The following is a 13,845-nucleotide window of genomic DNA, read 5'->3' as shown; positions in this document are numbered from 1 at the left end:
TAATCAGATATTTAACCCTATGTTTAGCTATTTTTCTTATGTACATAGCAATGATTCAGCCTGATATATAAAGTGGGGCTATCTTAGCCGTTGTTCATCACTAAATATAGCCCTTAAAAATACTTACGAAATTTTCCAGTAAAAGGTTTCACTAATTAAGCCTTACCTTCTTCTTTTTATAAATAGGTACAATAAAATAGCAACAAGTAAAAGCAATACAACGTAAATCACTTTGGAGTAGATTCCCATATATTCTACGACTACTTCCCAGGAATTGCCTAGAGACGCACCTAAATTCACAAGAACAATATTCCAAATCAAAGTACCTAGCGTAGTGAATAAAAGAAACAAACCAACATTCATATTTGACATCCCAGCAGGAATAGAAATCAAACTTCGTATTAATGGAACGAAACGGCAGAAAAAGACTGTCCAAGGACCGTATTTATCAAACCATCTATCCGCCTTATGGATATCCTTTTTTGTTATTCGAAGAACGTGCCCCCATCTATCAACAATCTTTTCTAACTTTGCGACATCAAGTTGCAGACCTATCATGTACAGAATAATAGCTCCTACGACCGAACCAGCCGTTGCTGAGGTAATTACTCCTATTACGCTCAGCTTAGAGGTGGTTGTCATAAAGCCTCCGAACGTCAATATGACTTCAGACGGGATTGGGGGAAAAATATTTTCAAGGGCGATGAGAAACATAATCCCCATATAACCAAATTCACTCATAATATCTGTTAACCAATTTTCCATACGCTTCCCCTTTTACATTACTCCTCGTGCATCCGATTTTTTAGTTTACTCCAATGCTAGTTTAGTAGTTTTTGAATATATTTCGTCTTCCATATTGCAAAGCCAATTAAAGCTCCAATCATATTCAGGATAAAATCATCGATATCAAAGCTTCCTCTTCTTGTTACTAATTGAATCACTTCAATGAAAAATAACAAGACAATCATGGAAAGAACAAATCTACCTAGTCCTGCTATTTTCTTAATAAGAAATGGCAGGTAAATACCCATTGGCAAAAACATAAATAAATTACCAACGAGGTTTTTAATCGGAATATTCCTATTCATACTATTATCAACGAACGCCGTAAAATATGTATTAATCGTTTTAAAGGGAACAAAATTTGAAGAGGTTTTCATGTATTCCAAAAGCGTTAGGTCTGTATACAAATAACCTCTGTTCCCTATAAACAACAGTATTACCAATGCAACTAGATAAAACATAAAGCTAATTTTTAAAATAACCTTTATGAACTTTTCCACTTTCTTCCTCACTTCTATCTGAATTATAGTTGATTTATTAATAACAATTAATGTAAAGCTCCAGCTTCATACTTTTTTTCCTGCCATGCCCATTCTTACAACGTGGTTTTTGTATTAGAAAGAGAAGTGATGAAAGGGCGAACGAGTTGCTGTACCGTAAAGATTCCCACTGCATAAAAAAAGATGTTAACAAGTGATGGCTGATCCATATTTTTAACAGTCACTAATGTAAAAATAAGAACTAAACTTATAATCACGTCTATTGCCTGGCTTTTTTTAGTAGAGTATTGTTTTTCATGACAATTGGGACATCTCATCCCTTTCCTAAGCCTAAGCTGTTCTATAGTTGTTTGGCCATACGTCCATTTATAGTTACAGTTCTCACATACAGGCACATATATCCCTTCTTATCTCAATAATATCTACCAAATTGTCTGATCCTCAAGAACTTATTTAATTAAAAAGTGCGTCCAATTTTTGAGAAATTGTTATTATTGACGTTATTTAACTTATCATTTATTTAAATCTGAAAGCAACATCCCATACACAATGCTATCTGTCCATTCCCCTTTATTCCAAAAATCTTGTATAAAATGAGCTTCTTTTCTCATACCTATACGCTCACATAATTTTTTTGACGCTTCGTTTCTAGCATCAAGGTTAGCTTGTATTCGATGAACATTAAATTCATTGAATAGATTTTCGGCTAAACTTCTTGTGGCTTCAGTTGCATAGCCCTTACCTGACACTGTATTTAAAAAACTGAAACCAATTTCAACAGTATCCTTCATATCGGTGTACCATACTGATAGATCACCAATTACTTTAGTACCATTTACAACTGCCAAACTCAATACTGATTCCTTTGTTAGTGCACTATTATCTAACTTCTTATTAAACTCTTTCTCAAGATTTTCGACTGTCCACCTATCATGCAAAAGATATTTACATGTATTATTGTTATTGTAAATATTAAATACATCATCTATATCATTATTTTCAAATGGCCTAATTAATAATCTTTCAGTGTAAATCTTCAAAGAAACTCCTCCTTTGAATGTGAAATATTTAGTGACTTAGCCGCCTCTTTAGTCTGTTAAATATCATACAATAGAAAATCATGGGCTCTTTTTATTCAAATGTAGGCCCGGTGAGTCCTTCCCAGTATGTAAATTAAACCATTCGTATATTCTTAGAGATGGACAAGCTTACTTAATCGGCTTTCGAAGGTTTCTTTTAACTCTGTCGCCAACTCCTCTACGGCTAAAACCTTTCTCATTCCTTCCACATTCTTTTGGCCCCGGAAGTAAATCTCATTGCTATAAAGAACAGATTCCTGTTTTGGATGAGGATCCAATAATGTAATTCGAGAATCCTGACGCACAATGCCTTCTTCTAAAACCCGGCATAAATAGCCGGTAAAACCTGTTTGTATCATTCTCTTTAGTAGAGAAGGATTATTCGTTCTCTTTGTAATCGTACTGCATGGAATTCTGCTTTGAGTGATTTGGATGACTGCCTCTCCAATACGAAAAATATCCCCTAAATGTACATCTTTTTCAAGCATCTTCGTAACAGTTACATTTTCACCAAAATTCGCTTGAGGCAAGGGCTTTCCAAATTCCTTTTCCCAATGCGCATAATGTTCAAAGGGATATACACATACGGCACGATCAGGCCCACCATGATACCGCAAGTCTGCAACATCATCTCCATGGAAGCCCCCCTTGTGTAAGAATGCTTCATCTGTTGCTTGTTTACAAATTCCCGTTTTTATTTCTTTATCCTCCTCGTACTTCATTACTTTCGGTAAACCAATAGAAAAACCCTTTAACTCTCTTACTAAAGTATCTTGCAATTGCTTGCACACCTCCAGATTGATAGTTTATTGCTTGTTCCCATAAACGCGCCATCTAATTGAATAACTCATCAGCTTCTTAGCTACTCTGCTTAAAAAGTAAGAAACTCATAAAATTAATACATTTAGATATAATCTATAGATGTATTGGAAAATAAATTACTACTTCCTCCTCACCATTAACCATAGGATGATAGGTTTCCACAATATAAGACTCTAAATTCCTTTTATAACCCTTGTCATATGCCCACTTTGATAAATATCTATATAGGTTATCAATATTAATTATTTTCCCCTTGGTCGTGAGATATGTTTGGGAGGTTTCAATATAATCCATTCCAACTGGAATATTTTTCAGAGACTCATTAACAATAATTCCGACATAATAGTGACCTTCCTGATGTTTAGCATCCCTTTTCGGTTCAAAAAGAGCTATTTCAGTACCCGAATGATTTTCAACTTCATCTAAACGAGTTAGAAATTCCCGGGCAAGTTTTGGAACTTCTGTATCGAGGTTGGCATAGACTCCACTACCTTTTATTCCTACAACTCTAAAGATTTCGTTAACCTTTCTGCATTCCATCGGTCTCCCCCGTTTCTTTGTAAATACTCAAAATATGATTATTGCAAAAATCATAAAATTTATTATAGATTCGTTTTACTTAATAGGTTTCCTGAACAAAATGGCTTGATTTAAGCATACCTTTTATTTCATAATTTGTACTTACCTATTCTGAAAGAACATTTATTTAATCTTATAAAAGCATATGCACAAAGGTTTACAATCTAAGTTTCCTCAATTATAACATTTCCCGTGTTTACTCCAATGTTTATATTTTGGCATCCATTTTCGCTTTTCCAGCCTCATCCCAGAATCCCCCCATGAAAAAAGCTAACATTCTTTTTCAGAATGCTAGCTCCAGAATATGTTTGAAAAACCTCGGGAAATAAAAGATGCCTAATAACTATTCCCATTCTTCTATTAAAGCATCGGTATTAGCGATTAAAGTGTTGTATGCATTTTCGGATAGTAGTGTCTTTTCCTGCATACGACCAAGCAATGACTTATAGTCTCTTAAGTGTTTGACGATTTTATCACCGAATTGTTTATCCTCGAAATGACTCACTACTTTCAGGTGAACTGTAAGCTGGTGAACAGCTTTACGGTCAATCTCCCCTTTATCAAATAGTTGCTCTACGAGTGCCTGTAAATCGGCAACATTTTCAGCTTTTTCTATTGGTTTCACAGATTGTACGTCAGGCAATTCACTTCCTTTTTCAAAACCAGCAACGTTCCCAAGTTTTTCATAGTTTTCTTGGAAAGCAACAAAATTCGCAATGTCATTGCTCGAGGTATTCCAGGACTTAGAGGCTAAAGAACGTAATTCATCGGCAATATCTTCAGTAATAACGTCCTCTCCAACCAAATCCGGATTATCACTCCAAATGGCTAATGCTGCACCTTTAATAAAAGGTGAATCATCATCCACAGTATTTGCTTGGAATTTTCCAGGTGTCCATTCTTCATATATTCTTTTATCTTGATTTAGATAATCAAATGAATGTTGCTTACGTCCATCATCTGGTTTTTCATTCCTTAACACATAATAGAAATAACTTGCATTCATATTGTATATATCCTCATGACCTCTTTTCACAAATGCGCTTAGTGGGGCAATGCTGCGATTCCAGCCCATTTGTGACCAAAAATCAATTCCTATATAATCGTGCATATCTACTTTTTGCTTTGGTTCAACTGGTTCCCACGAATTTTTATCTATTTCTCCATAGTAAATGGCATCATTAAAAATTCTCGGCTTGAATCCACCCTCATACACGTGGGCTGCTATATCATTAATGTAGTTAGCCATTGCGTCTTTCCATATATAATTTTCACCTAATGTTTCCTTTGCATACTCATTTAAAACTGGCTTATAGTCTGAAATAAATGGGTCCCTATCGAATTCCATATATTCATCAGCGCCTATATGGAAATCAGTACTACCCTCAAATAGATCCATGTATTCAGTATAAAGCTTTTTGACATACTCTACTGCTTCGGGATTTGTAATATCTAAAGCGACCTTGCTATGGTTTCCGTATTTATCAACTTGTCCAAACTCTGGATGAACTTTTAAAATATGCTCTGTATGCCCTGGTGTATCTAAAGAAGGATGATTTTAATTCCATATTTATTGGCTTCTGCTATAATTTCTCTGATTTCATCTTTTGTTAAATAGCCATCTTTTGAAACGATTGCAGGATCTGTTTCACTTTCTATTCTAAAGCCCATATTTTCCGAGAAGTGAAGTTGAATCGCATTCATTTTAAAATAAGACATTTCCCTTATATGTTGGATAATCCATTCTTTGGTTATATATTTTCTTGCCATATCTAAATGAACTCTGCGTTCTCTTAATTCAGGATAATCAATAATTGTTCCAGAAACCAGCGTATTGTTGTTCGTAATCATTAAATGCTGAATTGTGCGTAAAGCATGCAACGCGGCATTTTCCGAAGCAGCTACTATCTTTACGCCATCATCGTCAATTTCAATCTTATAGGCTTCTTCACTATTACTTTCTTCTGTAATTTGGCTGTTGTTCGCTAATGTTATAACAATATCTTGGGGTGTTACTTCCGAATTCTCAGCATATACTTTCTCAATTTCTGATTTTGCAGGAATTCCTTTTTCTAATAACTCAGCTGATACTAATTCTACAACTTCTTTAAGTCGTTTATTTTCTATGTATTTATCCGTAGCTGGAATTACAAGTCTAGTAGATTCATCCATTTTCCAGGTCGAATAATTGGAATCGGTTTCATACGATTGTAGAATTGGTAATACTGAGCTTGCTAATTCCTCATTTAGTGATTTTTGCTCCTCAGCAAAAGCTGGGGTTACAAGTGTAGAGAAGATAACGAAAAATGACAAAACAACCATTGTAATATTTCTCAAAGTAATTCCTCCTAATTTTTTTGAGAATTCATCCTCATTTAGTACAAACCATGTACAAAACAGCGAACGCTTCTACAGTAGCTTTATACTCAATTCACCACCTCTAATTTGAAATACATAACTAAAAAAAATTTACTTGTCAGCATGTCCATTCGAACTAGTAATATGTAAATTAGTATAATTATTTTAATGTTAGCACTCCATTGTGGGGAGGACAATGGTCATTTTAACTCATTATTTTCACACTCACCTTCATCTCTTAGTTAATACTAAAGAAGAGCAAAATTAGAATTGAAAATCACCATCTTGCATTAGCAGGATTTCAGTCCCATCTTTTTTAATTCCCGTAACTTCCATATCTTCGCTCCCAAAGGTAACATTGACTAACAAGATTGAAGTATTAAGTCCTGCTTCCTTCAACTCTTTCTCTGATAGGTTGCTGCCATTTTGAAGATTGGATGGGGAGGCGTTGCCGATTCCAATATGGCAGGCTGTATTTTCATCGAATAAGGTATTGTAAAAAAGAGTATCTGCCTGGCCAAGAGGCGATTTATTAGAGACTAAGGCAATTTCACCTAAATAATGTGAACCTTCGTCTGTTTCGATAAGATTCCGTAACACTTCATCTCCCTTTGCGGCATAATAGTCGGTAATCCTTCCATCCTTAAAAACCAGGTAAAAGTCATCGATGATGCTTCCCTCATAAATAAGTGGTTTTGTGCCCACTAGCTTACCGTTCACCTTATTTTTATGGGGTGCAGAAAATATTTCTTCCGTAGGTATGTTTGGAAAGAAAGGGAGCCCTTCTTCATCTATAACCCCACCACCGATAAAGCAATGATTTTCAGGCATGCCAATTAATAAATTAGTTCCTAGACTATTTTTAAAATGCAATGCTTCAAATTGGTTGTCATTTAGAAATTTTTTCCGGGACTCAAAAGCTCTGTCATGATTTGTCCAGTCTCTTATTGGATTTTCTCCATCTGCCGAGCTCCCTGTAAGATCACTTGCCATAAGGATTGTAGCGCTTCTTCTTTACGCAAGTCGGGAAATACTTTGGTTGCCCATTGGAGAGATGGAACAGTTAGAAGACACCAACGCAACTTGTGAGATCTAATCTTTGCGTGATGCTCCTGCAATTTCGTACGTGAGGCCTTTTGGAACCGACTCATTCGTTCTGTAGAGACATCCTTAAAGACATCTAGGTTTTCAGAAATAATATGGATGTAAGCAACTCCAGCATCGTCCCACTCATTAAAGCGGGCAGCCTCCCAGTCAGGAATATGGTCGATGGCATCGTCTGCTGCATGTAGATAAAATTCTTTAACAGACTGTTCATCTGTCCAATCCATCACTACATTAGAAGCTCCTGCCCCATATGCTGCTTTTTGGATTAGATGTACAAAAGGGGCATTTTTAATATCACTATGAATAATGACTAATTGATTCTTCTGCACATTTACACCAGCACGCACAGCTAGCTGTGCGTATTTTTTCAACTGTTCTTCGCTTACAAGCTCATATATTCCTTTAATCATCACACATAGCTCCTTACTTTTTTATTGCATACAAGCCATCTGACTAAAAATCGCATTATTAAAATAACTTTTTACACCCAGAGCTCCAGATCCTGGCCCTTTTTTAAACAATGTAAGTTAATAATAATGATATAACTAAACTTTGTATAACCACCACAAGAAAAGTTTTTTTATCGAGTCTAGTTCTATTTACAATTAATCTTTGTCCTATGTAACTTAGAATTAAAACTATAAAAAAAGTAATAATTAAACTGAAAAGGAATTCCTGTAACAAAGCTAACTCTCCGTACTTTTGTATTCATTAGAATTACCCAAAAAAGCTCTGTTAAGGAGCAATCCTCATACAACAAATGCGAATATGTTGGAATTTGCTCTTTATAGATACTTCTCCATTCGGATATCTGACCACATACTCCCTTGATAATAGGTGAAATCTTTTATAAGTCCAATCTGCTTATAACCAAGCCTCTGATATAATTTCTGACCTGCTTTGTTAAATTCAAACACACCTAATTCAATACGTTTAAGCCCTTGTGCCTTCATCTGTTTTTCCAAATATTGAATCGCTGTATAACCTATGCCTTTCCCCCGGCCATCCGATTCACCTATCGTTATTCCTAACCATCCAGTTCCAGGAACCTTTCTATAAAGATGGCTTGGATCAATCATATAATTCATCTCACCGATCAAATAGTCATTATCGTATATTAGATAAATATATTGGTGCTTTAAACGATTTTCCAAAGCTTCTAACGTAAGGGGTTCTTGACGTTCTAATTCTGATTGATCTTGGTTTGGCCGAGTTAAGTAAACTAAATCAGGATCATTTTCCCAACGATTAAAAACATCTACAATTGCTGGAGATGGTTTTGTTAATTTTATAAAATTAATACCCATTGTACACTTCCTTTACTGATCAACCAAAAAATCTTAAATAATCGTTGTTTTATGGTTTTCTATGACATAGGACGTTCTACGGAAAAAGGATTATCATTAAATTACTTTGCAATTCCTTATGCTGCAATACCACTAGTTAGGTAAAGATGGGCTCCTTATTTAACTTTGATATTAACAGGGACAAGTGAAAATAGATATTAGATGCTACAAAGCCCACCAGGAGGAATTTCCGCCTAGTAAAAGAGCATCTATAGCCATATATTTTTCTTTAATTTTGTCGAGCACCTTTTTCCTATCTTCTTCACTCAACATATCAATTTCCTTTATAATTATTTCGGGGAGGGGCATATAACGCACCTCCATTAAGTTTTGCTCTTATTTCCCCTTATATGTTCGGTAACATAAATGTTCCTGTGGTTCTAAAAATATTTACTATAAAAGTCATGTCTTAATTTCCCACTAAGATGCGCATAGATCCTTGTTGTTTCACTTTTTTCATGCCCAAGAAGACTTTGAATCACTTCGAGTGGAGCGCCATTATCACCCATATGCGTTGCATAGCTGTGCCTCAATTGGTGTGGGTGAATCGTTTTTTTGATACCAGCCCTATTGGAAATACGTTTAATAACATATCTTAGTGAATCCACACTCATACGACTCTTGGGGTTACGTTCAGTAACGAATAAACAATCTTCCTCATCATTGCGTTTCTCAAGATACCTTTTCAACCAAATACTACAGCGTATATTAAAATAAACTTCCCTTTCTTTATCTCCTTTCCCGTGTACGATGACGGAATTTCCTGGGAAATTAATATCTTCCCTGTTTAACTTTGCAACTTCTCCAATTCTGCAGCCAGTTGAGTAGAAAAACTCGAATAAAGCATTTTCCATCGGAGTGTGACACCCTTCGCGAAGATGTTCAATTTCAAGTTTGGAAAGAAACTTTGGAATTCTTTGACCTAGCTTAGGTTCTTTAAGTTTTGCAGCTGGATTCTTCGAAATATACCCTTCCTCATGGGCCCATTTAAATAACGACTTAATGAATCGTATACGATGCCCTAAACTAGAGGGTTTTAAGTGTTCTCCTGCTTCAATTAAGTATTGCTTCAAATGATCTGTGTTAATTTCATTCATTCTACTATCTCCGAAATAACGCTTTAAAAGGTTACACTGAAACCTGTACATTTTCAAAGTAAGCGAAGAATAGCCTTCAATTCTCTTATCAGAATGATACTTCTCCCATGCTTCAGACAACAACAATTTTCCACGCCTCCATACTATGAATCAATTAAACTGATTCTAGTATGGTCTACTTAAACATCATTTATTCAACAATAGAAGCAACATTCCTAGATTGATGGTGAAAATTCAGTTTAGGCGCCTTCTCTATTTAAGATAAGCGCCCATTAACTTAATAAGAATCCTTGAACTGTAACGAACAAAGTAAATAGAGAAGTTACCAAGAGTAGCCAACCATACGCCTTTCTATCTTCTTTAAATTCCTGAATACTCATTACTAGAAACATTAGACCTAAGGACAACATCATATAATTTTGGAATTGAAAATTTCCTGTAATAAGTCCATATGCTGCAAAAGCAATGCCTAATACAGCAAATATAAATTGTAGAATTCTTAGCAACAGATCACCCCTTCTAATTCACCAAACTGGTCCCAACAATGGCAAATGGGGAGCTATCATTTATTACAGACCGCCCTTTAGCTAAACAAAATTAACGTTTCTCTAAGCCTTTTTCTTTTCTAATTCCAGTCTTTTTCGTTCCAACTCTAATCTTTCTTGTTCTTTCACCTTAAAATGTTTGTTGGTAGAGTAGATGCCCATTATCAAGCTAACTACCACCACAATTGCTATCAGTATAATAAATAATTCCAAGCTTTTAAAGCGATTTTCAACGAACCATTTAAACATCTTCAGTGATTGGAGTATAATGCAATCGGGCACAAATCTTAAAGAAGCTGCTGCCTATATTGTAAAACAGGCCCAGATTGTGAAGTAGTTCGTGTCTGAAAGTAGTGGGTTAGTTATTATTGGGGGTAGGATATGTAAGGATATTACTCAATTCATCAAGAGCAGTTTGTGACCAATAGACATTATAAGTTTTGCTCACTTTCGAACTCCCTAATTGTATTCCGAAGATATTTTAGTCCTTGCTCTTGATTGTAAATACGTCCATTTATGCGATCTTCTTGACTTTTCTGTACTTGGCGGATGAGTACCTTATCCCCGGTAAATAGGTCTAAATCAAATTGATCAATGGCTTCTTTTTCTCGTTTCATGTTTAGATATCCAATAAAATCATATACTTCAGCTGCATCTTCTTCGTGAATATTGTCAATTAACTGTTTTAACTCTTCACGATTAACGCTCATTTTAAACACCGCCTTGTATTTACTAACATCATTATATCATGTGAATGCATCATTTACATAACTCCTTCTAGTGTCTAAATTTCCTCCCCTTTTCCTATGTTTAAACTGAATTACTTGTAACTTCAACATAATGGTTCAATTTTGCACTTTATACGATAATCGTACCTTTTCTGGAATAATTTTATTAAATGATAAACTCAGATGTTTTCTTTTTGTTGAAAAAAGGGTATAGTAAGATTAGATGTTGAATAAAATGAAAATGACCGAAGATGTGCAACCATCTCCGGTCTAACAATAGCTTGATTCCCTACAAGGGGGATCGGCACTGTTAAGAATGGAAATCCACCCAAAATGAGCCGTACACTCAAGGGTGGATTTTATTTTTTGTCATTTTTGTCTGACATAATTGCAACTATTAACGCTCCGAAGCTAATCATCACGATTAATCCCTCTGCAACTGTCATTAGCACCACCCCCTTTCGGGAGTGCGCCGATCCACCCTTGATTCAATCAATTATGCTATTGTTCTTTAATTATAGCACCGAATAACCTACACTTGAATTATTTGTTAAAAATAATAAAGCATATTCCTAAAATATAGAAGTTACACTTACGATTTCCCGCAACTGCACCCTTTTCTGGAATAATATTATAAGATCTAGATGTCCGTTAGTTAAACAAGTTCATTTAGACGACAATTTAAATATCCTTCAATATCTGGTGCACCTGTTGGATTGTTTAATATTTGATCCACCCAACTATCTCTCTCAAAACTAAGCACCTTTAGGTCCCAACAACAGGCTATCAGTCCTTTAGGAGTAACATATTCAAAATTACCAGGTTCCTCATGTGGTCCAACATAAACATGGTGCATTAATTCATTTTCATTTGTCCACCAATCAATAAAAATAAAACTTGCACCCTCTCCTTCATGAACACCGATAAAACCTGCTCCATAGTGTGTATTAGTTACACTTGGAACGGGGAGTATATCCATTGCTGTCTCCTTTGCCCTTTCCACAAGTTTTTTCCTCGGATAATCTCCTGTAGACGAAATGCCATACACCTTCATTTTCCACCCTTCATACTCCCATAATTCCAAGAAACTTATAGGCCTAGGAGTGTACGCTTCCTTTAAATCAATCAAAATCTCTCCATCCCCCTTTTTATTACCAGGATCCGTTATTCCAAAAATGGCCCAATTCAGGCACAGTGGTGGTTATTCAACAACTGCGCCCGATTGCAGTACACATTTATTGATTATCCAAGACATCTTTTAATACCTCTGTACCTTCAGGTGATATATCAAAACCGTTGTTTTCGTGACCAACATACATTACTCTACTTTTTTCTCCTGCATTACCAAGCACAAGATGTAATCCGTGGGTTTCCCCATTTTCATAGCGAATTAAAATATCATAATCAGGCTTTTCAGTATCGACATTAACCTTCTGTTCCCTACCTTCTGCATTTTCCAAAGACTCTTCAAACCTTGATATGGTTGAGTCTTTATCAATTGTTGCAATATAATTTTCGTTTATTCCACCATAGCCACTAGATTTGGAAATGGAAATCGATGAAATATCATCTAACATAGTCATTTCCTTTTCTTGAGATTGGCAAGCAAATAAAAGTAAAGCACAAAAAAACAAAGTAAGTGATAAAGTAATTTTCTTCAAAAATATCTCCCCTAATCAAATTTACCAGCTAATTTTATGCTACAAAATGGCCCGTTTGTTGCACAATAGACTTTTAATAACTTACCATAATTCATACCTTTTTTCACAAGCATTTTACCCGTTATTCTAGATTCCTACTTCAAATCATCAGTAACTTTAAATACTGCACTATATATACCTTGAACATTATCTCGTATAATTTCACTATCCTGGATAGGGTAGGAAAATTTCCAACTACGGTATTCTTTCTCTCCGCCTACATACAAAATTCCAGAGATAAAATTTTGTGTATCGTCAATTTTTTCAGCTGTTTGCTCGTAAGATTCCGGATTCTCCATTTTTATAAAAGGAACATGACTTGCTTTTGATTCTACAAAAAAGAATGGCATTTCTTTATCTCTGTACATTTCAATATATTTTTCTTTGGACGCTTCAGATAAATGCTCCTTCATAATAAAAACTGCATCGTATTTATCAGTTGGAGTGTTATAGAGTTCTTCTAACGATATTTCACTAAAGTTTAACTGTTTCTCTCTCACATCAGGTTCTTTGCCGACCACTGCCAATTCTAATGATGTCCCCTCATAAGGTTCTTCCATGTTTTTAGCATGTGTTTGACAAGACACCAAAAAAATAACATTTAGCAGCAGAACTACCTTATATAGTTTATGGATAATTAATCCTCCTTTTCAGTTCTCCGCAATTACCTAATCCCATGTTATGGCATAGAAGTCCACCACTAATTTTCATCCTTTTTCTTATACAAACTTATTCCCAATATAAAAAGCAAAATAAGAAATACAATTGTAGTAAGCAAGCCAATGTTATTCCAATTTATTTCACCTGAACGGATTATATCCTAAGCGATCATACCTACAAATACGCCTAACATTGCAATTGAACTACCCACCACTTATCGACCTTACGGTGTGATTGAAGTGGGAGATTCCTAAGAACACCAACCTAACGGTTAGTTTTGGATTAGGCTATCCCCGCAGTTCCTGCGGTTAATCGTAATGCTTCGTTACGAAGATTGATACTTGCGTTAATATCTCTTTGGTGATGCGTTTTGCACATCGGACACTCCCATGCACGCAAAGCAAGATTTTTAACGTCTTTATGCTTGTGACCACAATTGGAACACAGCTGACTTGAAGCAAAACTTTTAGCTGCAGTCACAACTTGTTTTCCGTACCATTTCGCTTTATATTCAAGCATTTTTCTGAACTCGGACCAC

18 protein-coding genes and 2 pseudogenes are annotated in these 13,845 nt (G+C 35.4%); all 20 read right to left on the bottom strand.

Features of this window, described 5'->3' with window-relative positions; genetic code table 11:
* Positions 1-162: 162 nt before the first annotated feature.
* Positions 163-765: a DedA family protein gene (locus tag JCM12304_RS04135; protein ID WP_060678647.1), complete on the bottom strand. Its 603-nt coding sequence runs from the start codon at positions 763-765 to the stop codon at positions 163-165.
* Between the two features lie 56 nt (positions 766-821).
* Positions 822-1,247, bottom strand: a complete 426-nt coding sequence (locus tag JCM12304_RS04130; RefSeq protein WP_202395581.1) for a VanZ family protein — start codon at positions 1,245-1,247, stop codon at positions 822-824.
* A gap of 134 nt (positions 1,248-1,381) precedes the next feature.
* Entirely contained in the window at positions 1,382-1,681 is a 300-nt protein-coding gene (locus tag JCM12304_RS20275; protein WP_060678645.1) for a TIGR04104 family putative zinc finger protein, read from the bottom strand.
* A gap of 117 nt (positions 1,682-1,798) precedes the next feature.
* Complete coding sequence (locus JCM12304_RS04120; protein ID WP_060678644.1) at positions 1,799-2,326, bottom strand: GNAT family N-acetyltransferase; 528 nt, start codon at positions 2,324-2,326, stop codon at positions 1,799-1,801.
* A 152-nt stretch (positions 2,327-2,478) separates the two neighbouring features.
* A complete protein-coding gene (locus tag JCM12304_RS04115; protein WP_060678798.1) occupies positions 2,479-3,087 on the bottom strand; it encodes an MOSC domain-containing protein in 609 nt (202 codons plus the stop codon).
* 193 nt (positions 3,088-3,280) lie between these two features.
* The gene (locus JCM12304_RS04110) at positions 3,281-3,727 is read right to left on the bottom strand and encodes an effector binding domain-containing protein (RefSeq protein ID WP_060678643.1); all 447 of its coding nucleotides are present in this window, start codon (positions 3,725-3,727) and stop codon (positions 3,281-3,283) included.
* Positions 3,728-4,109: 382 nt separating this feature from the next.
* Positions 4,110-4,391, bottom strand: a complete 282-nt coding sequence (locus tag JCM12304_RS20460) for an FIMAH domain-containing protein (RefSeq protein WP_440130096.1) — start codon at positions 4,389-4,391, stop codon at positions 4,110-4,112.
* A gap of 249 nt (positions 4,392-4,640) precedes the next feature.
* Positions 4,641-6,088: pseudogene (locus JCM12304_RS19920) on the bottom strand (family 20 glycosylhydrolase); the annotation flags it as partial.
* 300 nt (positions 6,089-6,388) lie between these two features.
* Positions 6,389-7,641, bottom strand: a pseudogene (locus JCM12304_RS04095) (aminopeptidase).
* A 375-nt stretch (positions 7,642-8,016) separates the two neighbouring features.
* On the bottom strand, positions 8,017-8,538 hold the full coding sequence (locus JCM12304_RS04090; protein WP_060678640.1) for a GNAT family N-acetyltransferase: 522 nt from the start codon (positions 8,536-8,538) through the stop codon (positions 8,017-8,019).
* Between the two features lie 204 nt (positions 8,539-8,742).
* Positions 8,743-8,901 (bottom strand): hypothetical protein, encoded by a 159-nt coding sequence (locus tag JCM12304_RS19280; RefSeq protein ID WP_157360425.1) that lies wholly within the window; start codon positions 8,899-8,901, stop codon positions 8,743-8,745.
* Positions 8,902-8,957: 56 nt separating this feature from the next.
* Positions 8,958-9,800, bottom strand: a complete 843-nt coding sequence (gene xerA / locus JCM12304_RS04085; protein ID WP_060678639.1) for a site-specific tyrosine recombinase/integron integrase — start codon at positions 9,798-9,800, stop codon at positions 8,958-8,960.
* A 146-nt stretch (positions 9,801-9,946) separates the two neighbouring features.
* Positions 9,947-10,180, bottom strand: a complete 234-nt coding sequence (locus JCM12304_RS04080) for a YczI family protein (RefSeq protein ID WP_060678638.1) — start codon at positions 10,178-10,180, stop codon at positions 9,947-9,949.
* Positions 10,181-10,282: 102 nt separating this feature from the next.
* Positions 10,283-10,468 (bottom strand): hypothetical protein, encoded by a 186-nt coding sequence (locus JCM12304_RS19480; protein ID WP_172675249.1) that lies wholly within the window; start codon positions 10,466-10,468, stop codon positions 10,283-10,285.
* A 182-nt stretch (positions 10,469-10,650) separates the two neighbouring features.
* Positions 10,651-10,929: a hypothetical protein gene (locus JCM12304_RS04075; RefSeq protein ID WP_060678637.1), complete on the bottom strand. Its 279-nt coding sequence runs from the start codon at positions 10,927-10,929 to the stop codon at positions 10,651-10,653.
* A gap of 377 nt (positions 10,930-11,306) precedes the next feature.
* Complete coding sequence (locus JCM12304_RS19915) at positions 11,307-11,393, bottom strand: putative holin-like toxin (RefSeq protein WP_238538273.1); 87 nt, start codon at positions 11,391-11,393, stop codon at positions 11,307-11,309.
* A 209-nt stretch (positions 11,394-11,602) separates the two neighbouring features.
* Positions 11,603-12,076, bottom strand: a complete 474-nt coding sequence (locus tag JCM12304_RS04070; protein ID WP_060678636.1) for a hypothetical protein — start codon at positions 12,074-12,076, stop codon at positions 11,603-11,605.
* Between the two features lie 106 nt (positions 12,077-12,182).
* Positions 12,183-12,608, bottom strand: a complete 426-nt coding sequence (locus JCM12304_RS04065; RefSeq protein ID WP_060678635.1) for a YhfM domain-containing protein — start codon at positions 12,606-12,608, stop codon at positions 12,183-12,185.
* Between the two features lie 134 nt (positions 12,609-12,742).
* The gene (locus JCM12304_RS04060; RefSeq protein WP_218185768.1) at positions 12,743-13,234 is read right to left on the bottom strand and encodes a hypothetical protein; all 492 of its coding nucleotides are present in this window, start codon (positions 13,232-13,234) and stop codon (positions 12,743-12,745) included.
* Between the two features lie 355 nt (positions 13,235-13,589).
* Positions 13,590-13,845, bottom strand: a 256-nt coding sequence (locus tag JCM12304_RS04055; RefSeq protein WP_157360423.1) for a zinc ribbon domain-containing protein, incomplete at its 5' end; no start/stop codon positions are given.

Source organism: Virgibacillus halodenitrificans JCM 12304, from assembly GCF_001310895.1.
Lineage (GTDB): Bacteria > Bacillota > Bacilli > Bacillales > Amphibacillaceae > Virgibacillus_Q > Virgibacillus_Q halodenitrificans.
This window is presented reverse-complemented; position numbering and strand designations above follow the sequence as displayed.

Excerpts from the sequence above, each read along its gene's own strand:
- JCM12304_RS04135 (WP_060678647.1), bottom strand. The coding sequence starts at position 765 with ATGGAAAATTGGTTAACAGATATTATGAGTGAATTTGGTTATATGGGG.
- JCM12304_RS04115 (WP_060678798.1), bottom strand. The coding sequence starts at position 3,087 with ATGAAGTACGAGGAGGATAAAGAAATAAAAACGGGAATTTGTAAACAA.
- JCM12304_RS04110 (WP_060678643.1), bottom strand. The coding sequence starts at position 3,727 with ATGGAATGCAGAAAGGTTAACGAAATCTTTAGAGTTGTAGGAATAAAA.
- JCM12304_RS19480 (WP_172675249.1), bottom strand. The coding sequence starts at position 10,468 with ATGTTTAAATGGTTCGTTGAAAATCGCTTTAAAAGCTTGGAATTATTT.
- JCM12304_RS19915 (WP_238538273.1), bottom strand. The coding sequence starts at position 11,393 with ATGACAGTTGCAGAGGGATTAATCGTGATGATTAGCTTCGGAGCGTTA.
- JCM12304_RS04130 (WP_202395581.1), bottom strand. The coding sequence starts at position 1,247 with ATGTTTTATCTAGTTGCATTGGTAATACTGTTGTTTATAGGGAACAGA.
- JCM12304_RS04090 (WP_060678640.1), bottom strand. The coding sequence starts at position 8,538 with ATGGGTATTAATTTTATAAAATTAACAAAACCATCTCCAGCAATTGTA.
- JCM12304_RS04075 (WP_060678637.1), bottom strand. The coding sequence starts at position 10,929 with ATGAGCGTTAATCGTGAAGAGTTAAAACAGTTAATTGACAATATTCAC.
- JCM12304_RS19280 (WP_157360425.1), bottom strand. The coding sequence starts at position 8,901 with ATGGAGGTGCGTTATATGCCCCTCCCCGAAATAATTATAAAGGAAATT.